The sequence below is a fragment of the Pseudoalteromonas piscicida genome (assembly GCF_002208135.1).
Classification (GTDB): domain Bacteria; phylum Pseudomonadota; class Gammaproteobacteria; order Enterobacterales; family Alteromonadaceae; genus Pseudoalteromonas; species Pseudoalteromonas piscicida_A.
Map to the genome: position 1 here is coordinate 3080820 of NZ_CP021646.1, position 26302 is coordinate 3107121.

21 protein-coding genes are annotated in these 26302 nt (G+C 43.3%); 5 read left to right on the top strand and 16 right to left on the bottom strand.

The window, feature by feature from the left end; all coding sequences use genetic code 11:
- The first annotated feature begins 245 nt into the window (after positions 1 to 245).
- The gene (locus B1L02_RS14315) at positions 246 to 2168 is read left to right on the top strand and encodes an EAL domain-containing protein (protein WP_088531560.1); all 1923 of its coding nucleotides are present in this window, start codon (positions 246 to 248) and stop codon (positions 2166 to 2168) included.
- 43 nt (positions 2169 to 2211) lie between these two features.
- On the opposite strand, the gene trmB is transcribed toward B1L02_RS14315, so the two are convergent.
- From trmB to B1L02_RS14360, 9 genes are all read right to left on the bottom strand, one after another.
- Complete coding sequence (gene trmB / locus B1L02_RS14320) at positions 2212 to 2877, bottom strand: tRNA (guanine(46)-N(7))-methyltransferase TrmB (RefSeq protein ID WP_088531561.1); 666 nt, start codon at positions 2875 to 2877, stop codon at positions 2212 to 2214.
- 104 nt (positions 2878 to 2981) lie between these two features.
- Positions 2982 to 3749 carry an ABC transporter permease gene (locus tag B1L02_RS14325; RefSeq protein WP_010605731.1) on the bottom strand — a complete coding sequence of 256 codons (768 nt, stop codon included), beginning with the start codon at positions 3747 to 3749 and terminating at the stop codon, positions 2982 to 2984.
- Positions 3750 to 3751: 2 nt separating this feature from the next.
- Complete coding sequence (locus B1L02_RS14330; protein WP_088531562.1) at positions 3752 to 4672, bottom strand: ABC transporter ATP-binding protein; 921 nt, start codon at positions 4670 to 4672, stop codon at positions 3752 to 3754.
- Positions 4673 to 4678: 6 nt separating this feature from the next.
- Positions 4679 to 5302 carry a flavin prenyltransferase UbiX gene (locus B1L02_RS14335; protein ID WP_088531563.1) on the bottom strand — a complete coding sequence of 208 codons (624 nt, stop codon included), beginning with the start codon at positions 5300 to 5302 and terminating at the stop codon, positions 4679 to 4681.
- Positions 5303 to 5307: 5 nt separating this feature from the next.
- Positions 5308 to 6651, bottom strand: a complete 1344-nt coding sequence (gene mpl, locus B1L02_RS14340; protein WP_088531564.1) for a UDP-N-acetylmuramate:L-alanyl-gamma-D-glutamyl-meso-diaminopimelate ligase — start codon at positions 6649 to 6651, stop codon at positions 5308 to 5310.
- 386 nt (positions 6652 to 7037) lie between these two features.
- Complete coding sequence (locus tag B1L02_RS14345; RefSeq protein WP_010368506.1) at positions 7038 to 7811, bottom strand: CsgG/HfaB family protein; 774 nt, start codon at positions 7809 to 7811, stop codon at positions 7038 to 7040.
- The gene (locus B1L02_RS14350) at positions 7812 to 8261 is read right to left on the bottom strand and encodes a curli assembly protein CsgF (RefSeq protein WP_088531565.1); all 450 of its coding nucleotides are present in this window, start codon (positions 8259 to 8261) and stop codon (positions 7812 to 7814) included.
- 1 nt (position 8262) lies between these two features.
- Complete coding sequence (locus tag B1L02_RS14355) at positions 8263 to 8652, bottom strand: curli production assembly/transport protein CsgE (RefSeq protein WP_259772294.1); 390 nt, start codon at positions 8650 to 8652, stop codon at positions 8263 to 8265.
- Between the two features lie 126 nt (positions 8653 to 8778).
- Positions 8779 to 10302 (bottom strand): curlin, encoded by a 1524-nt coding sequence (locus tag B1L02_RS14360; RefSeq protein WP_088531566.1) that lies wholly within the window; start codon positions 10300 to 10302, stop codon positions 8779 to 8781.
- Positions 10303 to 10929: 627 nt separating this feature from the next.
- Here B1L02_RS14360 and B1L02_RS14365 point away from each other — a divergent pair.
- Together B1L02_RS14365 and galU are read left to right on the top strand one after the other, a co-directional pair.
- The gene (locus B1L02_RS14365) at positions 10930 to 13428 is read left to right on the top strand and encodes a S8 family serine peptidase (RefSeq protein WP_316828969.1); all 2499 of its coding nucleotides are present in this window, start codon (positions 10930 to 10932) and stop codon (positions 13426 to 13428) included.
- Positions 13429 to 14016: 588 nt separating this feature from the next.
- Positions 14017 to 14913, top strand: a complete 897-nt coding sequence (gene galU / locus B1L02_RS14370; protein WP_088531568.1) for a UTP--glucose-1-phosphate uridylyltransferase GalU — start codon at positions 14017 to 14019, stop codon at positions 14911 to 14913.
- Positions 14914 to 15731: 818 nt separating this feature from the next.
- Here galU and B1L02_RS14375 read toward each other — a convergent pair.
- Entirely contained in the window at positions 15732 to 16178 is a 447-nt protein-coding gene (locus tag B1L02_RS14375) for an REP-associated tyrosine transposase (RefSeq protein WP_088531569.1), read from the bottom strand.
- 773 nt (positions 16179 to 16951) lie between these two features.
- Positions 16952 to 17347: a VOC family protein gene (locus B1L02_RS14380; protein ID WP_088531570.1), complete on the bottom strand. Its 396-nt coding sequence runs from the start codon at positions 17345 to 17347 to the stop codon at positions 16952 to 16954.
- A 21-nt stretch (positions 17348 to 17368) separates the two neighbouring features.
- Here B1L02_RS14380 and B1L02_RS14385 point away from each other — a divergent pair, with 21 nt between their 5' ends.
- A complete protein-coding gene (locus tag B1L02_RS14385) occupies positions 17369 to 17659 on the top strand; it encodes a ribbon-helix-helix domain-containing protein (RefSeq protein WP_017217090.1) in 291 nt (96 codons plus the stop codon).
- A gap of 10 nt (positions 17660 to 17669) precedes the next feature.
- Here B1L02_RS14385 and B1L02_RS14390 read toward each other — a convergent pair whose 3' ends face one another.
- The 4 genes from B1L02_RS14390 to B1L02_RS14400 form a co-directional block, all read right to left on the bottom strand.
- A complete protein-coding gene (locus tag B1L02_RS14390) occupies positions 17670 to 18347 on the bottom strand; it encodes a hypothetical protein (protein ID WP_174694559.1) in 678 nt (225 codons plus the stop codon).
- A 238-nt stretch (positions 18348 to 18585) separates the two neighbouring features.
- Complete coding sequence (locus B1L02_RS23795; RefSeq protein WP_151208240.1) at positions 18586 to 18897, bottom strand: hypothetical protein; 312 nt, start codon at positions 18895 to 18897, stop codon at positions 18586 to 18588.
- Positions 18898 to 19326: 429 nt separating this feature from the next.
- Positions 19327 to 20943 (bottom strand): hypothetical protein, encoded by a 1617-nt coding sequence (locus B1L02_RS14395; protein WP_088531572.1) that lies wholly within the window; start codon positions 20941 to 20943, stop codon positions 19327 to 19329.
- A gap of 298 nt (positions 20944 to 21241) precedes the next feature.
- Positions 21242 to 22855, bottom strand: a complete 1614-nt coding sequence (locus B1L02_RS14400) for a hypothetical protein (RefSeq protein ID WP_088531573.1) — start codon at positions 22853 to 22855, stop codon at positions 21242 to 21244.
- A gap of 375 nt (positions 22856 to 23230) precedes the next feature.
- Between B1L02_RS14400 and B1L02_RS14405 the strand changes: the two genes are divergently transcribed.
- Positions 23231 to 23470: a hypothetical protein gene (locus B1L02_RS14405; protein WP_088531574.1), complete on the top strand. Its 240-nt coding sequence runs from the start codon at positions 23231 to 23233 to the stop codon at positions 23468 to 23470.
- Positions 23471 to 23991: 521 nt separating this feature from the next.
- Here the strand turns inward: B1L02_RS14405 and B1L02_RS14410 are convergent.
- The gene (locus B1L02_RS14410) at positions 23992 to 26112 is read right to left on the bottom strand and encodes a YjbH domain-containing protein (protein ID WP_174694560.1); all 2121 of its coding nucleotides are present in this window, start codon (positions 26110 to 26112) and stop codon (positions 23992 to 23994) included.
- Between the last annotated feature and the right edge of the window lie 190 nt (positions 26113 to 26302).

Consider the following 26302-nt stretch of genomic DNA (forward strand, 5'->3'; position numbering starts at 1 on the left):
TTTACATTCTCGTCAAAAATAAGGTATAAAATGGGAACATAAACCCAGAAAAACAGTATATTACCGACTTACCCGCAACAATGCATTTTATTGATCATTGGTGAAGAAGTTTTTTGCTTTATTTCTTCTCAAGTCGTCAATTTATGTTGTATTGTTTATATTATGTAACAAAGCAGCCACCACGCTAACGCCTGTTAGGCAATTTTATCGTCGTTAAATAACGATATTGTGGATAAAGGATTATCATGAATACTCGGAGTATAGCTCAACCCCTCAAAGCTAAATCTAAGCAGCCTACGGCAAAAGCAACGCCGCTTTTAGGGCTCTCAGGTTATACTTCCCGACTCCCCGTTGCTTGGCTCGTTTTAGCCTCTTTTATCTTTTTAGCTGCCCTATCGATTTATGTTATCGCCAACTATTATGATACGCGTCGCGATATCATGGCGAGGATCGACGCCCAGCTAATCAATGCAGCCACCAGCGCCAACGTCATTGTAGGCAAAAAGTATCACGAGTCACCAGAGCAAATAACCCCAGCCGAGTTTAAACAAAAAAGCCATGCCCTCACCGAGCTTGCCCGTGCTTTAAATGTTGAATACGTCTATACCATGGTGCTTAAACCACCTTACGTGCACTTTACCGCGTCCAGTTACACCCGAGAAGATCTTAAACTCAACCGACTAACACGTTATCAAGATGTTTATTCCGAAGCCTCAATTACCCTAAAAAGTGCCTTTCACTCTACCGAGCCAGTATTTGAAATAGCCAAAGACAAATGGGGCCACTTTAAAAGTGTGTTTATTCCCTTTGTGCTACCCGATGGCACTACTTATATAGCAGGTGCTGACTTAACCATTCACGATTTAGAAAGTCGGTTACAAGAAAGTGTAATGGATGCCGCCATTGACGCGAGCTTCTTCTTTGTGATGTTTTTGGTCGTCGTGAGCTTGTACTTTATGTACTACAAGAAGACCTTAACAACGGATAGTCGCACCGGATTTGGCAATCGTATCGCCCTTGAGCAAACACTTAAATATTCTAAGTCGCAACACCTATGCTTAAGCGTGGTATGGGTTAAAGAGCTTGAGGATATAATTAGCTTCTATGGCACGGAAGTCGGCGACAACGTTATGGCAAAAGTCATGAGTTACTTTAGCGAATTTACTCATCCGTTTGAGGTTTATCGCCTTACGACCTCTAAAATCGCGCTAGTTACCAGTATTGAAAATGGTGAACATTATTTAGCGAACTTAACAGAGTCATTCCCTTGTGCAAAACCAATATACGACGCGCCGCATTTATACGTTAATTTGTGCGCGGGTGTTGCTAAAGGTAATTGTGCGCTGTTACTTGAGAATGCCTTTCTCGCGCTACGTCAGGCTCAACAGCAAAACACGCAAGTATGTTATTTTGATTCTCAGCTGCAAATAAATCCTCAGCAACAATCAAAAAACCTCCACCTCACTCGCTTGCTGCAAAGCGCGTGTGAGTCAGACCGCATCATTCCTTTTTTCACTCCACGTAAAGCTTGTCATGACCAAACTGACATTCAATACCACTGCACGGCACGCGTCCTTAACGAGCGCGGCGCTATCATCGATGCCGAACATTTTTATCCAGTGATGAAGCAGCCAAAACTCCGCGCACAAATTAGCATGAAGCTGCTTGAGTTATGCGTTACGCGTTTTCGTAAATCGAACCATGCTTGGAGCATGCAACTAAGCCACAGTGAAATCGCGGATGCAGAGTATTTTGAATATATTAGCCAAATCCTACGCCGTTACCCGCAGCCGCAGCTCATCACATTTGAGTTTAATGAAGCCGATGTGCTAAAAAACTTTAGCGATATGAACTTGATGATGCAGTCGTTAAAAGCAAAAGGTGCAAATGTTGCGGTAACGGGTGTGAATAGCGGTTTTCTTACCATCAACCGGATCTTAAAACTCCCACTTGATGCCATCTGTTTAGAAGCCAGTATTTGTGAAAACTTGGATGAAGATGAGATGCTACTGAGCTCCATTGAATATCTTGCAAGTCATTGCAATGCCAAGCGGATCGACTTGATTGTGCCCTGTGTTGCCACCAGCAAACAGGCAAAACAATTGGAAGCTGCAGGCGTAGCTAGATTAGAAGGGAGTTGGATAGGGAAAGCAAGCGGCCATCTTTAAGCCGCTTATCCCAACCTGAAGGCTAGATTTACAATGAGTTAAATCAAAGCGTTACGACTAGGCGGGTACTTGATTGACCACTTGCCCAATACTTGCGCTCAAAGGGCGTAATGGCCTCATCACTTTCGTAGGCTTCCACTTCAGCATCAACGCCGCTAAGCGCTAAAGCTCTAGCAAACTCTTGTACATAAATATCCCAATTACTGCGCAGCTCCAACTGACCGCCTAACTTGACGATAAAAGGAAACACGGCGCTACCATGCCAGCGTCTTTGAATGTGCTTAGCTTTCGGCCACGGATTAGGATAAAGCAAATAATGATGACTTGGCTGCCAATCAGCTTCCAGCGCTAGTCGCCAGAAGTCATTAAGATCGGCCTGCACCAAAATATATTGGCCTTGTTCCGTTTGTTTATATTCAACATCGTGTTTATCTAGTCGATACGCAGACTTGTCGATGCCAATTACCAACGCATCAGGGTGTCGCTTCGCCAAATTTGCCGTACTTTCACCAACACCACAACATGAGTCCAAAATAATCGGTCCATTATAGGCCTGTACTCGCGCATTAACCTCATCGAAAGCGCTTTGTGTATGTGCCGCTATGGGCTTTTTAAACTCAGCGGTTAGATGCTTAGTAACTATTTCATCGAGCTTTTCGTGTAGCCCTTGTTGATTAGTGGTGATACTACGAGAGTTTGCTTCTGTCATAACCAGTCGTTATTAAGGAGGAATGGTAGGGATTTTACCTGAAATAACGCAAAAGCGCTGCAATTGATGACAGCGCTTATTTTTCTAAATTCAGACTATTTACGCTAGTGCCTTAGTCCAACACCGCGTTTAATTAAGTGCAGTGACAACCAAAATAGACCACATATAAATACACCTAATACCGTGAAGGCAACGCCAATATCAACATCCGATACACCTAAAAAGCCAAAGCGGAACGCATTTACCATATAGATAATCGGATTTACCTGCGACACGCCTTGCCAAAACTCTGGTAGCAATGTGATTGAGTAAAATACACCACCAAGGTAAGTCAGGGGTGTCAGCACAAAAGTCGGTATAATACTAATATCGTCAAAACTGTTGGCAAACACGGCATTGATCAAACCGCCTAATGCAAACACGGCAGACGTTAAAATAACCGTAATGACGATAACCGCTAAGTTGTGAATTTGAATATCCACAAAAAACAAGCTGACGATAGTAACAATAAGCCCGACTAACATGCCTCGCGCCATACCACCGCCCATATAGCCAAGTACAATAATATAGTTAGGCACTGGGGCAACGAGCAGCTCTTCAATGCTCTTTTGAAACTTGGTGGAGTAAAAACTCGAAGCGACATTAGAATAAGAGTTGGTGATCACCGACATCATGATTAAGCCCGGTACAATAAACTCCATGTAGCTAAAGCCACCCATATCACCAATGCGCGAGCCGATTAAACTACCGAAGATCACAAAATACAGTGTCATTGTGATCGCTGGCGGCACTAAGGTTTGCACCCAAATACGCAAAAAACGAATACACTCTTTTATCCAAATACTTTTTAACGCGACGCCATATTTCAACACAGTTATGCCCCTCTCCCCTGCTCCAGTAAGCCAACAAACAACTCTTCTAAGCGGTTAGCTTTGTTACGCATACTTAATACTTGATTACCTTGCTCTGTGAGCTGTGTAAACACTCCATTGAGCCCTTGCGACTTAGCGACTTCAACCTCAATAGTATGGTCATCGACGGTGCTATATTGGTAACCATCGAGTGCCACTGGCTGCATGGGTGGTTTAAGATCAAGTATAAACGTTTCTTTGTCCAACTTTGCGAGTAATGCCTTGATGGTCGTGTGCTCAACAATTGTGCCTTTATCGATAATCGCAATGTTACGGCACAACAGCTCTGCTTCTTCTAAGTAATGCGTTGTGAGAATAATCGTTACGCCTTGTTTATTAATTTCACGCAAAAAATCCCACATGGAACGACGCAGTTCAATATCCACGCCTGCCGTAGGTTCATCCAAAATAAGAAGCTTAGGTTCATGCATCAATGCTCTTGCAATCATCAAGCGACGTTTCATACCGCCAGATAACGTGCGAGCTTGCTTATCTTTCTTATCAAATAGTCCAAGCTGCTTAAGATACTTCTCGGCTCGCTGATGGGCAACATCTCTTGGCACACCATAATAACCCGCCTGCGTGACTAGAATTTGGTTAAGCGTCTCGAATTGGCTAAAGTTGAACTCCTGTGGTACTAAACCTAAGTTCGATTTAGCGTCTTCCAAGTGAGTGTCAATACTATGACCAAAAACCTCTACGCTGCCTTGGGTTTTATTCACCAGTGAGGCAATAACCCCTATTGTGGTCGATTTACCTGCCCCATTTGGCCCAAGCAACGCAAAGAAATCCCCTTCTTGAACTTCGAGATCAATACCTTTAACGGCTTCAACGCCGTTACTATAAACTTTTTTTAACCCTTTGATGTTCAGTGCTATTCTCATATTTTATTATTCTCCATAACCCCAGCGCTTAGCTAAGGTATGCTCGACGTGTAGATGATCTAAAATACGGGCCACCATAAAGTCGACCAAATCGTCGATACTTTGTGGCTGATGATAAAAACCAGGCGCTGCAGGCATGATAGTCACCCCCAAGCGGCTAAGCTTGAGCATGTTTTCAAGATGAATTGGACTAAAGGGTGTCTCGCGCGGCACTAATATTAATTGGCCACGTTCTTTGATCACCACATCTGCCGCACGCTCAAGCAAATTGTCAGATGCTCCAAGTGCAATGGCTGACACGCTTCCTGCACTACACGGACACACCACCATCTGCTTTGGTGCAGCCGAGCCAGATGCCACAGGGCTAAACCAGTTATCTTTACCAAATACCTGAATTTGCTTTTCTTTAGCACAGAAAAGCGCCTGTAGTTGCTCTGTTGCTTTTTGTTCGTTACCAGAGAGTTTTAGATTGGACTCAGTATCCAGCACCACTCTGGCTGCGCTCGAGATTAGCACGTAAACTTGATAGTTTAACGACACCAATACCTCGAGTAATCTCAGTCCGTAAGGGGCACCCGACGCACCACTAAAGGCCAGCGTAATTGGCCCATTAAATGTTTGTTCTGACATAATGATTACTTTTTCAATGCAGTTAAAAGTTTGTCGTGGATGCCACCAAAACCACCATTACTCATGATCAGCACATGTTGGTTTGGTGCTTGATTTGTCACAACCTGTGCGACAATCTCATCTACGCTTGCAAAACACTGACGACCCGCGGCTTCGGCTTGTGCTTTAAGAGACCAAGATAAGCCATCTGGTTCGAATAGATACACTTCATCTGCAACATCAAGTGATTGCAATAAGGTTTCTTGATGAATGCCCAGCTTCATCGTATTTGAGCGCGGCTCTAAAATAGCAATGATAGGTGCATCTCCAACTTTGGCTCTAAGCCCTGCTAGGGTCGTTGCTATTGCCGTGGGGTGATGCGCAAAGTCATCATAGACAGTAACGCCATTGACCTCCCCTTTGACTTCCATCCGGCGTTTGGGAGAAATAAATTGCCCTAGCGCTTCGATACTCACCTCGATTGAAATGCCCACATGTCTTGCCGCCGCAATCGCCATCATGGCATTTTTGACATTATGCAAACCAATCGCTTGCCAATTTACTTCGCCTTTTTCTTCGCCTTCAAATAACACTGTAAAGCGAGAGCCGTCAGCCTTGAGCAAGTTATACGACCATTCTTTACCAAGCGATTCCTGCTCGCTCCAAAAACCGCGTTCAATAACGTTTTGTAGCGCAGTATCATCCGCTGGATATACGGCTTTACCTTGGCTGGGTAGCGTGCGAATTAAATGATGAAACTGGGTTTGAATGGCATTTAAATCTGGAAAAATATCAGCATGATCATATTCAAGATTATTAAGTATTAACGTGCGAGGTAAGTAATGGACAAACTTGCTGCGTTTATCGAAAAACGCCGTATCGTATTCGTCGGCTTCGATAACAAAGAATGGCGTATCTGACGTGCGCGCCGACACACCAAAGTTTTGCACTATGCCACCAATCAAAAAGCCCGGGCGTAATCCTGCGTATTCGAGTAACCACGCTAACATGCTTGCAGTGGTCGTTTTGCCATGCGTACCGGCCACAGCTAACACCCATGACTGGCGTAAAACATGGTCTTTTAACCATTCAGGGCCTGAGGTATAACGCATTCCTTTTTCTAGAACATATTCAACGCACGGATTACCACGACTCATGGCATTGCCGATGATCACCACATCAGGCTCAACATCGATGAGCTGCTTAGGGTCGTACCCTTGAGTTAGTTCAATACCGAGTGATTCAAGTTGTGTACTCATCGGCGGGTAAACATTGAGATCTGAACCTGTGACTTTGTGCCCCAATGATTGAGCGATGGCTGCGATCCCGCCCATAAAGGTACCGCAAATCCCTAAAATATGTACGTGCATGATGTTAGCGTTCTTTATTATTTCATTGCTATTTAGATTAACATACTCAGCTTATTGGTGGCTGACTTTATTGTTGAATCTCATGCACCAGTATTATTCTTTATTTTAAAGTGGGTGGTGTGAGCACGTGCTCAAGGTTGTGTCGTGCTTAACGATGTGTCGCGCTAAAGCGCGACCTACGGCTGGTATGTTCGTGCCATGTAAAATGGAGCGTTGTGGTAAAGATGTGTCGCGCTAAAGCGCGACACACGGTTGGTGTGTGCGTGCCATTCAAAAGGAAGCGTTGTGGTGAAGGTTTGTCGCGCTAAAGCACGATCTACCGTTGGTGGTACGCTCCATGAAAAAGAGGGGCGTTGTGGTAAAGGTTTGTCGCGCTAAAGCGCGACCTACGATGCGGTAGCGGCCGACCACACGCCTTTTTCAATGCCTTGTTGTACCATCAAAGTCAGTGCTTTTTCTATCGCTTGGGTTACACAGATGTGCATCGGTTCGTTATCGCTAAACCCCGCTTCGGCTTCAGCCAACCGTTTATAACTCACATAGCGGAAAAACCCAGCCCGAACCTCCATGGATAGCACCTTTTTGCTACTCGCGACAGAAAGCAGCACTTGCCCGGTACGAACATCAACTGCGCGCATATAAATGGAAATAACATCCTCACGATAAAGCTCAGATGCACCTATGCCGAAATACTCCATACCCAAACCGCCTGTCCGGATATTAGAGTCATAGCTGATGATCCCGCCTTCTAAAATGATCTTTGCAGTCATTAAAGGTGGCAAAGCATTTGTGTCATTATCATCACTTGCTGCACGAATAATTTTGCGCTCAGTCAGCAGATTTTGCAGTCCTTCACGTTCTACCGGAATAAACCAATCCGTTTCGTGTAGTGCCTGCATTAAAATAGAGTTAGCACCTTGAGTCACCGCTGTTGAAAACGAACTTACATTATCTTGTGGTTTGTATTGCCCAGTTTGGTCGCGAAATGAATAAACAGAAACGGGAATTCGCCCTTTCGGTGTAGGTAAGTTTTTTAGTTCTGCAAAGGTTTCGGTGTCAGTCAGCTCAATTGCTACACTTTGCGAGGGAGGCAACACGCGAGACATGCTAGAACAACCGCCGAGCAGTAATAAAAATACCAATAAAATTACGCGGAGCATTTAATATCCTCCACCAGCCGATGAGGCGAATCTGGGTACCTCTAGAATGGTTTCTTCACCCGATGCTGTGTTTGTTATTCTAACCGTAATGGTGTCGGGTGTACTGGTGATCACTTGGATTTGATAGTCGCCGCTCATAAACGTCGCGTCTTGGTTAAAGATACTGTCTTGAATATCTTCACCAAACGCAACATCCGTGATTTCTCTTACCAAGCGGTTGAGATACGTACGCTCTAACGACTCTTGAAACTTTTCATCATAGGTTTTTTCTATGATTGGCGCTCTGTGTTTATTTTGAGATTGCGCTTTACTCAGTAGCATATTGGCATTTAACGGGTTACCACCAAATGCAGGATTAATTGGTTTATACACAAGCTCCGTCGCTGCCACATGAGTACTACTAAGTAGTATTAAACCAGCGAACACGATTGTTGTTTTTATTGTTGTCATGTTACCACCCACTTGCTGCTAAATCTTCTGAGCCATTCTGTTGATATTGTTCTCTCGCCATGGCATCCATAATGGTGAAAATGGCGGTCTCGACTCGCTCATCGACGGAGCCACCTCTCCTTCCCATCGCTGTTGCGTAAACTGCACGGTTATTCATTAAGACTTCTAACCGAGTTCCGGCTCTTGGCAATACCGTTTCTTTAACCGTGATATTAATGCCCGAGGTGTTGGGAACATCTCTCCACAGCTGTGAAAACTGAAAGTAAAACTGGTGACCAAATCGGCTAATACTCTGATCCATCACCAAACCATCAATTTCAACATCTTCTTGTGCACTCAGTGAAAATGTAGAAACGAGCATGGCGCTCAAGAGTGTTATTATTCTTATCATTATGTGTTTACTCACGGCGTAGAATGTCTTTACTGACGAGATTTACTTTGGTGTTCTGGTTGGCTGAATAGTACAAAATATGGGGGCTGGTTTGCCCCCTATCTAGATTGTTTAACTATTACTGAGTTATTGCTGAGTGATAGTCGCAACGTTGTTGTCACCAACCTGAGTTACGGTAATGTTTTGACCACTACCTGTAATTCCACCTTGGACTAAGTTGCCGTCACCAATTTGGCTTACTGTAAACGCATTATCATCACCGTTGATAATGAATGCTTCTGAGCCCATCCCCATCACAAAGTTGTTACTACCATTTTGTGTGATGTCTAGCATATTACGGCTGCCTTCAAGCATTAAATCAATCGCGTTAAATTCGCCTGATTGCGCAATATCTACTTGGTTTGAGCTACTATCAAACACACTGCTCATTGTTACAACCACACCATTGCCAGTGCCACTTTGTGAAATATCAACGGCGTTGTCATTGCTTGCAAGGCTAACATCTGGGTAAGATGACTGCACCACCACCTCGTTTTCATCACCCGTTTGGGTAACATCAACATCGTTATCACTACCGTTGAAGTTCGCAACGTGTGCGATGTTCGCATCACCTACTTGAGTTGCAGAGAATTCATTGTTCTCGCCAGCAACCCCAAGATACATCTCGTTACCATTACCGATTTGCATCGCAGTAAATTCGTTATTATCACCAACAACGTCTGCTTGGACTTTATTCTCATCACCACGCTGCTCAGTCATCACTTCATTGTCGTTACCAACTAATAAATCTGATGCGAAGGTATTAGTTGAACCTTCCTGATCGATGCTTAGCTCGTTATTGTCTCCGGTAATTTCAAATACGTTAACCGTGTTGCTATCACCTTCCGATTGCTCGATCTCAACTTGGTTGTCATCACCAATCACAGTCTCTACAGAGATAACATTGAAGTTACCGCTTTGGCTCGATTCAATTTCGTTTTCATTACCTTGTAGACTAACTATTTTATATTGGTTGTACACACCGTTTTGATCTAAGGTGATTTGGTTCATATCACCTTGTACTGACTCAAGTGTCGCTTCGTTCCATGTCCCTGATTGTGTCGCTGACACTTCGTTTTGGCTACCTTGCATATTAAGGTTGTAGAACCATTGACCACCAGAACCTTGAGATACCGTAATAGTATTTTGATCGCCATTGATAACGTTAATGGCTTCGTTATTAATCCCTAATATCCCGCTACCTGACTGCTGAATATCTATCGCGTTATCGTCGCCAGTCAGTTCCGTTAGTGCGCCGTTAGATTCACCATCTTGGCTATATACTTGGTTATTGTTGTTACCGGTTGTTGTTATAATAGCGACGTTACCAGTGCCATTCTGGTCGGCCTCAGTAATATTGTTGTCGCCTACCGTAGTAACATCTGTCAGGTTTGAAGTACCAAGTTGCACCGAAGCCAACTCGTTACCACCTTGGCTACCTGAAGTTTGTGAAAGTTTGAGTTCATTACTTGTCCCACTTACACGCTCCACTTGTGAAAGTGCAGAAGTTGAAAGTGGTTTATTATCTGATTTTGCCTCAGCATGTGCTGTAACTGAATGTGTTAACGCAAGCGCTATAGCGCAACTCACGATTGATTTTGAAAACTTCACACTGTTCTCCTTAGAGATTTATTATATTATTTTTCAATTAAGCGCTCAGTGCAGGCCTTGAGTTGTTGCCGAACTCAGCCAACTGCAACTTTTCACTTAACTAACGTCCTGTTATGACTCATTACTCTTGAGTCGCTCCCACCTGCGCCAGTTACCAGAGTGTTACATTTTTAGTGAAAAACGTAATTTATATCAAAGTCAGCAATTTGATATGTTGAAATAATATATTTTATTACGTCTTGTCACCTTTAACTCTAAGTTGGGAACAACTGAAGATAAATAAGAAGATTTTATGAAAAAAATAACTGTTAACTTTCAATAAAATACAAAGATAAAGTCACACAAAATTACGAACAAAATATGGAGATACAAAAAAAGTATGACCAAAGTTCAATCGTCTCCACATTCACTTAATCCATAAAAAAGAACTAAATATTCTATTCCAAAAATTAAAAATCAGTAAAAAATCCTGATTTTGTTAATTAACCCTTTTTTTACATTGCACTGCTCAATATCTGGGTCTAGGTTTTAAGACGTTGCCAAAAAGACCACAGCCACTACCAGAAAAACTACCAACTCAAAAATAGTGTATTGATGGATACGCTTGAAATTAAAAAGGTTATTAATATGAGATCTAAACTTTCTGCATTGTCTTTGGCTTTGCTTCCCGTACTTGCTTTCACTTCTCACGCAGCAGTTCAAATAGAAACTACAACTGCAACCGCAGATGACAGCATCTTAGTTGTGTTTAAAGAAAATACTTCTGCTGCACTTCGTGCAAATGCAAGAAATCTTGTAAAAGCAAAGATGGCGGATTTAAACGCTGATGGCGTAGATGACAAATACCGTCATGTTTTAAAAGGCCGCCTTGCAAACTTTAAGCTAGATAGCATTACAGCAAAACAAGCAATCGAAAAACTAGCTAACCATCCAGCCATCGAATATGTCGAGCCAGACTATCAAGTAAAAGCACTTGGAATTCCAGACGATAGTCGTTTTGATGAACTGTGGGGCATGCATAACACAGGTCAAACCGGCGGTACAGCAGATGCCGACATTGACGCTCCTGAAGCGTGGGATATTACGGTTGGCTCACGTGATGTTATCGTCGGAGTGATCGATACGGGTGTTGATTATACTCACCCAGATCTCGCAGCAAACGCATGGCGTAACCCAGGTGAAATCGCTGGGGATGGCATTGATAACGACGGTAACGGCTATATTGATGACGTTCACGGTATCAACGCTATTACTGGTAGCGGCGATCCGATGGATGACCAAGGCCACGGTACGCACGTTTCGGGTACTATCGGTGCGTCGGGTAACGATGCGACAGGTGTTGCTGGTGTAAACCATGAGGTCTCAATCGTAGGCTGTAAATTCCTAGATGCATCTGGCTCAGGCTCAACCTCAGATGCGATTGAGTGTGTCGATTATATGGTTGCGCTTAAAAACGCGGGTCACAACGTTCGTGTTACGAATAACAGTTGGGGTGGCGGCGGCTTTAGCCAAGCACTTTCTGATGCGATCACTGCCAGTGAAAATGCCGACATCTTATTTGTTGCCGCAGCCGGTAACAGTGCGGTAGATAACGATGTAAACCCTCACTACCCTTCAAGCTATGAACACGACAGCGTGTTCTCTATCGCAAGTACGACACACACTGATGCGATGTCCTCATTTTCTCAATGGGGTTTAACGTCTGTAGACATGGGCGCACCAGGTAGCGCAATTTTATCTACCGTTCCTGGTGGTGGTTACTCAAGTCTCTCAGGTACTTCAATGGCGACACCTCACGTTGCAGGTGCTGCGGCTCTAGTACTTTCTATCAACCCGACACTCACTGCAATTGAGCTTAAAAACCTACTAATGCAAAGCGGTGATGTTAATGCTGACCTTACAGATAAGACAGTTTCCGGTAAGCGCTTAAATGTGAACCAAGCTGTAATTGATGCAGATCCAGAGCCAGGCTTTAGAGTGTCTGCTCGTCCTGCTAATCAAGAAATCACAGCGGGCGATACTGCAACATACGAATTTACTTTTGCTTCAGTCGCTGACTGGCAGGGCACAATTGACTTGTCAGTTACTTCACCAATTGCAGGTGCAACGCTGTCTGCGACTACTGCAATGCCAGGCGATACAGTCACGCTTTCAGTACCTACTGCGGCTTCAACCCAATGGGGTGAATATAGCTTCACGCTTAACGCAACATCTGGCGAGCTTGCCGATCAAGAGCAAGTAGGGCTGTATGTATTACCTCAAGGGTTAAGCGACTTCAGCTATGAAAATACTACAGCGGTAGACATTCCAGATAACGACGCTGCTGGTATTACTTCTGTGATCACAGTTGCTGACACCGTTACTGTATTTGATAGCAATACTTTAGTGGATATTACACACACCTACATTGGCGACTTAATTGTTACGCTGACCTCTCCTGCAGGTACGGTCGCAACATTACATAACCGTCAAGGTGGTGGCGCAGACGACATTAACCAAACCTTTAACTCAGCGGCATTTAATGGTGAAGTTGCAACGGGTGATTGGACATTGTCGGTCTCAGATAATGCAGGTATCGATACTGGTACATTGAACAGCTGGACTCTGAACCTAACAGGCCTAGGTGAAGCATCACCTCAACCTCCGGTTGCGGGCTTTAGCTTCGCAGCTTCCGGCCTTGCCGTAACATTCACTGATGAAAGCCGTGATCCGAATGATGATATCGTTAGCTGGGCATGGGACTTTGGTGATGGCAGCATCAGTACTGACGCCAGCCCAATTCATGAATTTGCAGCATCTGGTGAGTACAGCGTTTCTCTAACGGTGACTGACAGTGAAGGCAACAGCCACACAACCACTCAGCCTGTCGTTGTTAGCACTGATGAGGTTGAGCTATCGCTGGTTCGCGCTAATAAGTCTCGTTTAGGTTTTATCCGCGTTGAGCTTTCATGGCAAGGCAGCAGTGCTGATGAAGTAACGATTTACCGTGATGGTCAAGCACTTGAAACGGTTGCAAACACAGGTAAGTTCAGAGACTTTTCACGTGATTTAGAAGCCACCAGCTACACATATAAAGTGTGTCAATCTGGTGAAATCTGCTCAAATGAAATCACGGTTAACTTTTAATTGTTCCATATCTAAAGGTTAATTTAAGCCCCGGAAGGGGCTTTTTTGATCCTAATATCCACTTTGGATTTAATATGCGGATAAAAAACAGCCGAATAAAATCGACATCATATTTCTTAAAGATCGCGACAAAAGCAATCGTAACGCAACCACCTATTCGATGAGATAAATATACTACGTATTCACATTCAACCCATATTCCTACTGTAAAGTAAGATTAGTAAAAACTAAGCTAGTTATTGTGTTTCACGATATAGAGCCCCTAATGCGCAGGGTACATTCAGCACAGCTTTTTAGTGCAAAGTAACACTCAAATGAGATACAAGAAAAGCGTGGAAAGATCAAAGCTGTAATCTCAAAAATCAGTGCTTATTCAGCTCTTGTTGTTCATGATGTTTTCATTCATTTTATTACTTGAAAAATAGCGCCAAGATAGCTAAGAAGTGAAGCAACGGCATAAAAATGAAGTATTAGGGTATACTCCTAAATACTATTGAAGAAATTGCAACTTAATCTGGTTTGCAACTTTTGTATGACGCGTTACAATGCAAGGTGAAAATTGGAAACCAGTCAAAATATGGACTTTTTATGAAAGCAGTTATTCCAGTCGCGGGCCTTGGTACTCGCATGCTCCCAATGACCAAAGCCATTCCTAAAGAAATGTTGCCTTTGGTAGATAAGCCGCTAATTCAGTATATTGTCAAAGAATGTGTCGCTGCAGGTATTAAAGAAATTGTGTTAGTGACTCATTCTTCAAAAAATGCAATTGAAAACCATTTTGATACCAGCTTTGAATTGGAAGCAACGCTCGAAAAACGTGTTAAGCGTAAACTTTTGGATGAAGTGCGCTCGATTTGTCCAGAAGACGTTACGATTATGCATGTTCGTCAGGGTGAAGCTAAAGGTCTTGCCCATGCTGTTTTGTGCGCGCAGCCTATCGTTGGGGATAATGATTTTGTTGTTGTCCTGCCCGATGTCATTTTGGATGAATACACAGCCGATCAGGGAAAAGAAAATTTAGCCGCAATGCTATCTCGCTTTAACCAAACGAAAGCCAGCCAAATCATGTTAGAGCCTGTGCCAGAGCAGGATGTCTGCAAGTATGGTATTGCTGATATCAACGGTGTGTCGCTACGCCCAGGTGAAAGTAGTGCAATAAAGCATATGGTAGAAAAGCCAGCCATAGAAGACGCTCCTTCTAATCTAGCAGTTGTTGGTCGCTATGTGCTTTCTAAAAATATTTGGCCACTACTAAGAAAAACGCCAGTCGGTGCTGGTGGAGAAATCCAGTTAACCGATGCTATCGATATGCTGATGGAACAGGAAACCGTTGAGGCTTTTCATATGAGCGGTCGTTCGCACGATTGTGGCGACAAGCTTGGTTACCTTAAAGCCATCGTTGAATATGCTATTCGTGATGAGCAATTAGGTGAAGAGTTTTCACAATTTTTGAAACGCTTTCATCAATTAAGCCTAGCTTCTTAATTTGTCGCGGGGTAAACCCGCTGCTATAGCTTTGTGTACATTCGTAGCAGCGACTTTATGTCGCGACTGTTTTTACGCCCTTGCGTCACGAATCCTTTAACGATTTTATATCGAAATTACCAACCGTGGTCGCGGGATAAACCCGCTGCTACAGGTTTATCCACATTCGTAGCAGCGACTTTAGGTCGCGACTGTTTTCATACCTTTACGTCGCGGCATCTTTAACGATTTTATATCGAAATTACCAACCTTGGTCGCGGGATAAACCCGCTGCTACAGGTTTGCGTAAATTCGTAGCAGCGACTTTAGGTCGCGCATCCTTTAACTATTTTATGTCACAACTCACCAACTTTGGTCGCGGGATAAACCCGCTGCTACAGTTTTATGTACATGCGTAGCAGCGACTTTACGTCGCGACTGTTTTCACGCCTTGACGTCGTGGCACCTTTAACGCTTTGATGTCACGATCGCCAGGCTGCTACAGGTTTGTTTACATTCGTAGCAGCGACTTTAGGTCGCGATTGTTTTCACGCCTTACTTCACGGCACCTTTAACGCTTTGATGTCGCGATGGACAATCTCGGTCGCGGGATAAACCCGCTGCTACAGGTTTATGTGCATTCGTAGCAGCGACTTTAGGTCGCGATTATTTTCATATCTTTACTTCACGACACCTTTAACGCTTTGATGTCGCGATGGACAATCTCGGTCGCGGGGTAAACCCGTTGCTACAGGTTTGTGTACATTCGTAGCAGCGACTTTAGGTCGCGACCTTTTTACTTTACATCGCAATTGTTTAACTGTAATCACCTTAATAAATCACACCCAAATACAAAACCAATATGGATATTCACCTACCCGCGTAACAAGCTTAGCCCTAATCGGATTCTGAATTATATACCTTGCTTGTTCTTTTAAGTCGTCTTCACTTCGAATTAAATGTTCATAATAACCTTTTTGCCATAAGCCAAATACTCCGAAAGAACGTAAACTGGTTGCTATACGACCTTTTATCGCTCGAATAGAATCTGGTAACTTTAAAGAACCATTTAATTGTATGATTAAGTGCAGATGATCTGGCATTAATACGAAGGCAATGACTTTAAAAAGCTGCCCCTGTTCGCAAGCCATGATCGTCTTAGCGGTCTCAGCACAAACCGAAAAGGAGTTAAAGTGCGATTTTCTACCTTTGCACGTTAAGGTAATTGCGTAGAAATGGTTCACGAGTGAGACTCGCTTATTCCTCAAGTTTTGACTTTTGTACATGCTATATCCTTATAACTCTACGTAAATAAAGAATAGAGTATGTTTGTCTAAGGGCAAGCTAATTAGACCTTAGTCGCGGGGTAAACCCGCTGCTACAGGTTTGTTTACATTCGTAGCAGCGACTTTAGGTCGCGACTGTTTTCATGCCTTCACGTCGCGGCACCTTTAACGAACTTATCGTCGCAACTATCAACCCTAGTCGCGGGATAAACCCGTTGCTACAGATTTGTGTACATTCGTAACAGCGACTTTAGGTCGCGATTGTTTTCACGCCTTGACGTCGTGGCACCTTTAACGCTTTGATGTCACGATCGCCAGGCTGCTACAGGTTTGTTTAAATTCGTAGCAGCGACTTTAGGTCGCGATTGTTTTCACGCCTTCACGTCGCGGCACCTTTAACGAATTTATCGTCGCAACTATCAACCCTAGTCGCGGGGTAAACCCGTTGCTACTGGTCTATGCACATTCGTAACAACGATTTTATGTCGAAATTGCCAACCTTGGTCGCGGGATAAACCCGCTGCTACAGTTTTATGCACATGCGTAGCAGCGACTTTACGTCGCGACTGTTTTCATGCCTTCACTTCGCGGCAGCTTTAACGATTTTATGTCACAATTCACCAACTTTGGTCGCGGGATAAACCCGCTGCTACAGTTTTATGTACATGCGTAGCAGCGACTTTAGGTCGCGACTGTTTTCATGCCTTAACATCGCGGCACCTCTAATGATTTTATGTCGCAACATCAATCTTAGTCGCGAGCTAAACCCGTTACTACCGATACACATCGCTTTTTTCAATTACTTCAATATCATAACCATCAGGATCTTTAATAAAAAAGAATCTCGCTATTAATACATTTTGATTATAAAAATCTTTGATTTCTTTAGGGCAATAACTATTCTTTTGAGCCTTGTTGTAGATAGCCTGCAGGCTATTAGTAGCGAATGCTAAATGCCCGTAGCCATTACCGATTGTATAATCTACCGTAGTGTCATGGTTCCAAGTCAGCTCCAATTCAAACGAAGTTTCATCGTTGCCAAGGTAGATAAGAGAAAAATCATTAAAGTCGATGCGTCGTTTCACTGTCAACGCAAATACATCATGATAAAATTTAATTGAGCGATCAGCGTCTTTCACTCTGATCATTGAGTGGATCATTTTTGCCATTACATTACCTATGGAACTTATATGTGTGAACTCTACGCATCAACTGAACCTCATCGTTACGAAGTAGCCAAGCGTTCTATTCGTATTCAAGGAGCTGTTACCAGCCTCGCGTTAGAAAATGAAATATGGCAAGTATTAGAAACCATAGCTCAACGCGAAGATCTGGGCCTTGCCGAGTTTATTTCTTTACTTTACCAAGAAGTGATTGAACGTCATGGTGAGATTAAAAACTTGGCGTCTATGCTGCGTGTTACTTGCTTAACTTATCTTGCAAATAATAATGCGCTTGACGTAAGAAGTGGTAGTAACTGAGTACTACGTTTTAGTGCCGCTCCAAAAAGCGTTGCCATGTGATATTGGGATTAATAACCCGGATTGGAGAAATAACTTGCTTGAGCAAGTGAAAAGGTGGGCGCGTAACTTCATGTCCATCTTGCTTTAAACCCAATAAATACTGAAAACTGTCTTTAGTCCCGAGCTGAATAGCTGATATTCTGATTTGTTGCTCGAAGTTTAGTCGTAAACTGCTGATCGCCGTTTTCATTCCTTGCTGATCAACATTAGGTAAACCACATTTTTGCAGATACCCCTGCCTTTCCCCCTCTCCAGAAAACCATATTCTAACTTTTTCGCTATAACGACCAGTTTTAGCAGGTAAATCAAACATAAGACGTCGATGTCCTAGCTGTTTTACCAATGTTAGATATTGTTCCAATCCTGCTTGCCATAAGGCAGGATGAATAGGCACCACTCGCGGTTGAATTTTACCATGGGTGTTAAAGTTAAATACATGAACGTGGTCTTTGTAGTAAACATCATCAAGTGTGAGTGAGCCAATTTCATCACTATACGCACCAGTGTAATAACTCAGTAAAGGTAGCCAAAAATGCCAATGTTTAGGCTGTTCACGCTTTAGTTTTTCATCTGAGTAGATATAACCATTAAACAAGGTATGAAGCTCCATAGTGGAAAATGCTCTTCGGCCTAAATGAGATTTCATACTGTAGTCAACGTATTGAGTATACTAAAGATCTTAAGTTTAACGGTTTTTAGTCTTTTTCGGAAGTTTGTGATTGTCATCCCCCTTTCTATATATGTAACCGATATAGCACCGCTAACTTAGAGCTGATTGCGATATAAAAATGGTCGCGACATAAACTCATAAAAGCGTCGCGACATAAGCCCATAGAAAGAATCTCGACATAAAGGCATAAAACAGTCGCGACCTAAAGTCGCTGCTACACCAAACTCGTAGCAGCGGGTTTATCCCGCGACAGCAAACCAACAACAGCGCCGCCAAGGTCTTCACGATAAAAAAAGACCGTGACATAAGCCCATAGAAAGAATCTCGACATAAAGGCATAAAACAGTCGCGACCTAAAGTCGCTGCTACGCCAAACTTGTAGCAGCGGGTTTATCCCGCGATAGAAAACCAATAATGGCGACAGGTTATTCACAATAAAAAAGACCGTGACATAAGCCCATAGAAAGAATCTCGACATAAAGGCATAAAAGAGTCGCAACATAAAGTCATAAAACAGTCGCGACATAAAGTCGCTGCTACGCCAAACTTGTAGCAGCGGGTTTATCCCGCGATATAAAAACCAATAACGGCGACAGGTTATTCACAATAAATAAGACCGTGACATAAGCTCATAGAAAGAATCCCGACATAAACTCATAAAAGCGTCGCGATATAAAGTCATAAAAGAGTCGCGACCTAAAGTCGCTGCTACGCCAAATTCGTAGCAGCGGGTTTATCCCGTGATAGAAAACCAATAATGGTGCCGCCAAGGTCTTCACGATAAAAAGACCGTGACAAAAGCCCCTCGGCATAAAAACAGTCGCGACATAAAGTCGCAGCCACGAAAGAAAGGTTAATTCTGGGAGTATGATTTTATGAATAAAAATATTTAAGATTTAGGAAAGAAAAAAGCCGCGTCTCCGCGGCTTAACTGATTGGACTAATCATTCTTTACTTAGCTACCCGTTACGGTGTCACACGCTACTGAAACATCGATAGTTTCATCTGTTCCATCTGGCGTAATAGACGTTGTAAATGGTGCTGAAATTCGAGGGTCTACACTAACGGCATATGACGCGACATCACCGTTAAGTGCTGACAATGCAAAAGTACCGTCACCATTGTTCGCTGCTGTGCGGAATGGCTTAGTCGTACTTGATCTATACTTAACAATCGCACCTGGGATAACTTCTGTTACCGTTGTATCGTTAGAACACACAGCTCTAACAGTTACATTTTCGTTAACAGTGGTTTGAATTGGATTTGCTAGAGTGATCGAAATTGGGCCATTACATACCTGAACTTCAGCATTTGTTGATGAAGCATTCCCCCACACGTTACCTGCTGCGTCACGGATAACTACACGCGCTGTTGCTGCTGAGCTAATACCATAACGCGCTGAAGTGCTAGCTGAAACAACTGTTTTTGATGTACTGCCACCACGTAAATAACTTGATACACTTGCATCAGCAGAGGTCATACTCACATATAGACCTGAACTCGGCACAGTATCGCCAGTCACATTAACAGTAATACCTTGCGTACAGATTGGAACTGAACGAGACAGTGTAAAAAACGTAAGGTGATCGGTTTTAAAAGATGCTTTGTAAGCCGTACCTTCAGCGTTCAACGCACCAACAGTTGCTTTATTCGTTTCTGACTGCCATTGACCAGTATCTTCATTATTTGAAGAAACATCAAACTGGTCTCCCGTTTGAATTGTTCTATCACCAGATGGTGCTAAGGTTGTGACAGGAAGTGAAACAGAAACATCGATCTCTTGGCTAAATTGTTTGATCTTAGTTCCGTTGTTATCTTGCATAACGATATTACTAACACCAACTGGTTTTTTAATGCTAGTTGTACTACCAGCACTCAACCCAGCAGGCAAAACCGCTGAAATCTTGCTAGACGTAGGATCTGCGGAGCCAACAGTTAATGATACAGAACTACCTGTAACTGCATTACCACTTGCATCTCTTAGTTGTACGCCTGCTGGAACTGTTACATCAGAACCTGCTTTACCTTTTGTAGCCGCAGCTGTAACAGGAGAGGCTGTTGTTGCATTAGCCACACTTTCAGAAACGCTTGCTTCAACAACTTCGTCACCGCCTTTTGACACAAGTGCCAATTCTGCTTCTAGCGTTGCTGCAGAATCTTCATTACTTAAGTCGATGTCAAAGCTTTTTGAAAAATAGCCATCAGCAGCGACTACGGCAGTTACAACCCCAACATTCGCACCTTCTTTTACAGTAAAGGTGTAGCTACCATCTTCTGTTGTGATCTGAGTGATTGCGTCGCCATTAACGTTAACCAAATTTGAGGTTGGTTCTCCATCTTCAAAAAAGGTAATTGTCGCCGGCGCAACGATATCAACAGTATCAACATCAACTACGTTACCACTTACAGCAAATGCTAAAGCTGCTGGCGTTTCTGGTGCAACAACCACCGGGTCTGTTGGCTCAGGTGGCGGAGTGATTACCACATTGTTATCGTCATCGCTAAAACAGCCCGAAAGTGCTAAAGCTGAAGCTACAGATAAAGCGAGTAAAGATTTTTTGTTCGAAATCATGATTGGTCCTTGTTCCCTTTTTTGAAAGTGCCAAGCGGCACTAACGCGCGTTTTATTACATCGAAACTTAAATATAGAGAAAGTTCAAAGATTGTCCAGCTAGTAACTAAAATATTTTTTGGTGATTTTTTGGTAAATTACTTTATCTGTTAACGCTCTTTGCAACAAAAAATCACGACATAAAGTTGCAGCTACAGGATCTCGTCCCCACGAAACAAATAATGGCAGATAAACGGTAGGTATAAAAAAGCCGCATCAAAGTGCGGCTTTTAAGCAAATTAAGTCTTGCTAGAGACTATTATGCACCAGTTACAGTTTCACAAACCATTTGTAACTGCTGATCTGCTGCATCTGTACCCGCTTCAAATGTAAATGAAGTTGCTTGTCCTGATGCTACTTCAAGTGTTAGCGTATCGATGTTAACAGTGTATGTTTCACCAACAACTAAGTTGTTTAGCGTGTATGTACCTGAAGCATTTGCAGCTTGGTAAGTTGCCTTACCAGCACGACGGTAAGTTACTACCGAGTTTTCTACAGGAACAGCTGTGTCAGCTTCGTTCGAACACACACCAGTCAGTGCAAATGACGTAGTTGTGTATTCAACTTCAGGAGCCACAAGAGTTGCACTTACTGGCTCACCACATACCGCTACTTCGTCTACCGAGTCGAACCAAACGGTACCTTCAGCGTCACGTAAAACGATGCGTGCAGTTGCATCAGCACTTACGTTGTTTTTACCCGCATTTGCAGCTGTGTAAATCACTTTAGAAGTTGAACCAGCAGCGATAGAACGTGTTGCGTTGATGTCTGAAGATTGAACATCTACGAATAGGCCACCAGCTGGTACGTCACCATTAATGTTAACTGATACATCCGCATTACATACTGCAACTTCATCAGTTGCGGTGAAGAATGTAAGGTGATCAGTCATGAAAGAAGCTTTATAAGCAGTGCCAGCTTCGTTTAGTGCGCCAACCGTTACTTGATTGTCTACTTCTTTTGTCCATACGCCTGTGTCTTCGTTATGAGAAGACAGACCTAGTACGTCACCAGTTTGAACAGCACGGCCTTCAGATGCTAGTACTGTTTCTTTTGGAATTGAGATAGAGATAGAGATTGGGTTGCTGAACTGTTTGATCTTAACGCCATTCTCGTCAGTCATTGTTACGTTAGCAACACCTACAGGAGCCGCTAAAGTTGCAGCGCTATCAGCGTTTAGACCTTCAGGAAGTACAGCACCTGCATCTGATGAAGTTGGATCTGCAGAACCAACATTTAAAGAAATATCAGTACCAGTGATAGCCGCACCACTTGCATCGCGTAATACAACACCTGCAGGGATTGTTACATCAGCACCAGCTTTGCCTTTTGCAGCTTCAGCTGTGATTGCTTCTGCTACTGCACCGCCTTCAACTGCCACTTCAACAACTTCTTCAACAACTGTATCTAGATCTTTAGAAACAAGGGCCAACTGAACTGCAAGCTCAGCGGTATCTGCTTCTGTTGTTAGGTCAATATTAAAGCTCTTTGAGAAGTAACCGTCAGCTGTTACAACAGCTGTAATTTGAGAAAGCTCTGCACCTTCTTTTACAGAAAATACAAAGTTACCTGCTTCACCAGTTTCTACTGTCGCGATTGCTTCGCCTTTAGTGTTTACGATGTTTGCAGACGCTTCACCGTTTTCAAGGAAAGCGATTGTCGCAGGAACAACGTTAGTTGATTTTTTATCAACCACACTACCATTTACAACTAGAGAAAGTGCATCTGGTGCATCCGGAGCAACGACTACTGGATCAGTAGGCTCTGGTGGAGGCGTGATAGTTACGTTGTTATCGTCATCGCTAAAACAGCCAGAAAGCGTTAGCGCAGACGCTACAGAGAGCGCAAGAAGAGATTTTTTATTTGCAATCATGATTAGTCCTTGTTTTCCTTCTGTTAACTTACGTCGATTTGACGCGTTAACTCATAAAAAAAGCCATATTGCGAACAATATAAGCTTAAGTTTTAAATCATTTAATAAGACAGACAGGGACTAAGTCGCTCCCTGACTAAAGCCAACTCAGTTATTCTACCAATCTAGCGGAAAAACAACCATATAGTCGGAGTTAGCTGCCTTAATTTATCACAGAAAAGCGGTAGTTCCAACCGCCTGTAATAAGTTGAAAGTAGGATACCTTTAGAACACTAAATAGACAATGAATGAAGTCAAATTTATAGCAAAAAGTTGCAATATAGTGCTTATTTATTAACAAGGTATATAAATTTAATAGTAAGAGTGAGGTGGTTTATGATTCCCGAAGGTTTAGTAGTAGCGGGTTTACCCCGCGACAAGCGCATCGCGACAAGCGCATCGCGACAAGCGCATCGCGACCTAAAGTCGCTGCTACGAATACATGACCCTCGGCAAAAACATAACCTCACGACAGAGCACCTAAACACAGCTCCCGTAGCAGCGGGTTTATCCCGCGACACAGCATCGCGACGTAAGTCGCTGCTACAAATCCATATCCCCGCGATAAAAGCATAGAAACTCCACTCTCGTAGCAGCGGGTTTATCCCGCGACACGTGCATCGCGACGTAAAGTCGCTGCTACAAATGCATAACCCTATGGCAGTTGCATCTCTCCCGTAGCTGCGGGTTTATCCCGCGACGAGCATCGCGACAAGAGAATCGCGACGTAAAGTCGCTGCTACGAATCCATAATCCGCGACAAAACATAACCTCACGACAGAGCACCGAAGTATCTCTCCCGTAGCAGCGGGTTTATCCCGCGACAAGTGAATCGCGACGTAAAATCGCTGCTGCAAATACATAACCCCGCGACAAAAGCATCGAAACACCGCTCCCGTAGCAGCGGGTTTATCCCGCGACGAGAGCTTCGCAACGTGAAGTCGCGGATACAAATCGATAACTCCACGACAAGTACATCGAAACACCGCTCCCGTAGCTGCGGTTTTACCGTACGACAAGCACATCGCGACGTAAAGTCGCTGCTACAAATGCATAACCCCGCAACAGAGCATCGAAACACAAAGCCGCTGCTACTGTTATCTGTAAGTTAGATATGCTTCTCGTAATCTTGCCAAATTGCTGTAAATATAACTACTCGACAAGCGTCCTTGATTAAGGAATGTCTTATCCAAATTCACAGGTGTTTTAACTGTATGTCCGCGGCCAATCACCAAGGCATTTGTTGACTCACCAATACGTGTACTCACTTCATGGCGCCAAGCTTCATTCCCTTTTATCTGGCCATAACGGATCGGTGCCATATCTTTACGTGGAGTAAGCGGGATGCTAAACGCAATACCTGCGACTTGTACATCGGTATCTTGTGCAAACACCGAAATATAGCTATCGCCAAACCAGAAGCGAGTTTCTAGTTTTACACCGCTATCTTCATAAAAGAATCGACCTGCTGTTGCGTGAAAACTCACATCCTGCTCAACCCAGTTATAACGATAAGACAAAGTTTGATAGTCTCTGTCTAAGTCATAGTCATCATATTCTAAATAACCAATTTCAGCATTAAGCTGGTGACGACCATTTTCACTAAGCCACGTCGTTTCGTTTTTGATACCTGTATAGTCGTTAAACTCTTTAAAGAAACCAATATGGGTTTGGTTATAAATTCCATACGGTAAATCTAACGTTTGGTAAATTGTCGCTTGCGTAACACCACTGTCTTTTGCAAAGCGACCAAATGCTTTGCCTGTTTCGTAGTCATCAGTTTTGGCAACTTCGGTTTCAGCACTAACGCTTATACCACCGCCATACCACATCGGCACATCCACATCGGCTTTAATTGCGAGTGAAAAGTCATAAACTCCTATCTCTGTCGCAAAGTGTGAATCGAGCGAAGGCCCTACTGTTACGCGTGGCCTAAAGTAAGGACTGTTGGCTTTAGGCATTCCCACCCAAGACACACTGCCAATCGGATCCATTTCACCGCGACGAATATCCATATCTGGCGTACTACTGGTATTAATAAACTCACGGTAATTATCAATATCACCACGCACAGAAAGCATTGGAATACCACGGTTTAATAACTGAATCGTATATTTAGCCTCAGGCTCATCTATATGTTCGGCAATACGACCTAGCACAAGACCAATAGCGTCTATATCATTACGATTAAAAACATAGTTTTCAAAGCTTACAACAATATGTGGGTCTCGATTAAAGCCCACACTAATCGCCTCTAAGCCATCGTCGATTAATGCATTTTTAAGCTCCCGAGTTTGCAGTGTTAGTGACTTTCTGTATTCATCACGCTCAGTTACTTCTTGCTTAGCTTCTTCTAGCGGCTTTTGAGCCAATTCTCGTTGCTGTTGATAGTGCGCTTCAAATGCAGCTTCACGCTTTTTATGATTATCTAAAATCGGCGCTGGTGCTACTTCCGTAGGGTCATTTAGCTTTGCCTGCTCAAAAAGCGGCATCGAAAAGTTAACTCCCCAAAAGGTATCCTTTTCGGCATGATCAGTATTACTATAAAACTTGCTGGTTAACGTGAGTGTACCTACATCGTAAATCCACTCTTTAGGTACAGTTAAACGTAAGCCCGCATTCACTGCCTCCGCATCATGCTCAACCTGCAATGCAAACCAATCCAACGGCTGCCATTCAATACCAGCAAAAGCACCATCCATTTGCCCTGTTGCGCGATCGCTTACTGCAAAGCCAGCAGAAAACCTAAAGTCATTCCATTCACGAGAACCTGCCAAATAATAGGTTTCATATTTATTAGCGGCACCGCCAAGGTCTTTACCACCTACAGCTAAGTTAAACCACTCTTTAGGCACAAAAGGGAGTTGGTATTTTAAGTTAAATGAAAGGTCGCGAGTTTGATTTTCACCATTAGCTTTAGCAGTAAAAAGATTGTCGTGCATTGTATTAGAAGCAATCATACCGCTTACCTCTAAACCGTCAAACACACCCGCTGAGAAAATATAGTTGTGACCATCGAAGTAGCCATTGCCACTGTGATCAAGTTGGTTATTGTAACCAATATCTATACTTCCCTTTTCAAGTACCTCAGCAGTAGGGGTATTAAAAATACCAGTGTACCCCGCAAATGCAGTGTAGTTATTTATTTGGGTATCAGCTAAAACAGGTATGCTTGCAAGTGCAATGCTACCTGCAAGAATCGTATTTATTTTTGACATGTGCGCAGACCGATTTTTATTTTCAATTCTTGAATTAAATGTGGCAGAGCAAATTAACCAGCTCAGCCACCGTTATAAGTATTATGTAGACATCGTACAATGAAGTATAGAAAAACCCAACCTCGTAGCAGCGGGTTTACCCCGAGATAAGCGCATCGCGACGACAGCACCGAAACACCAACCCCGTAGC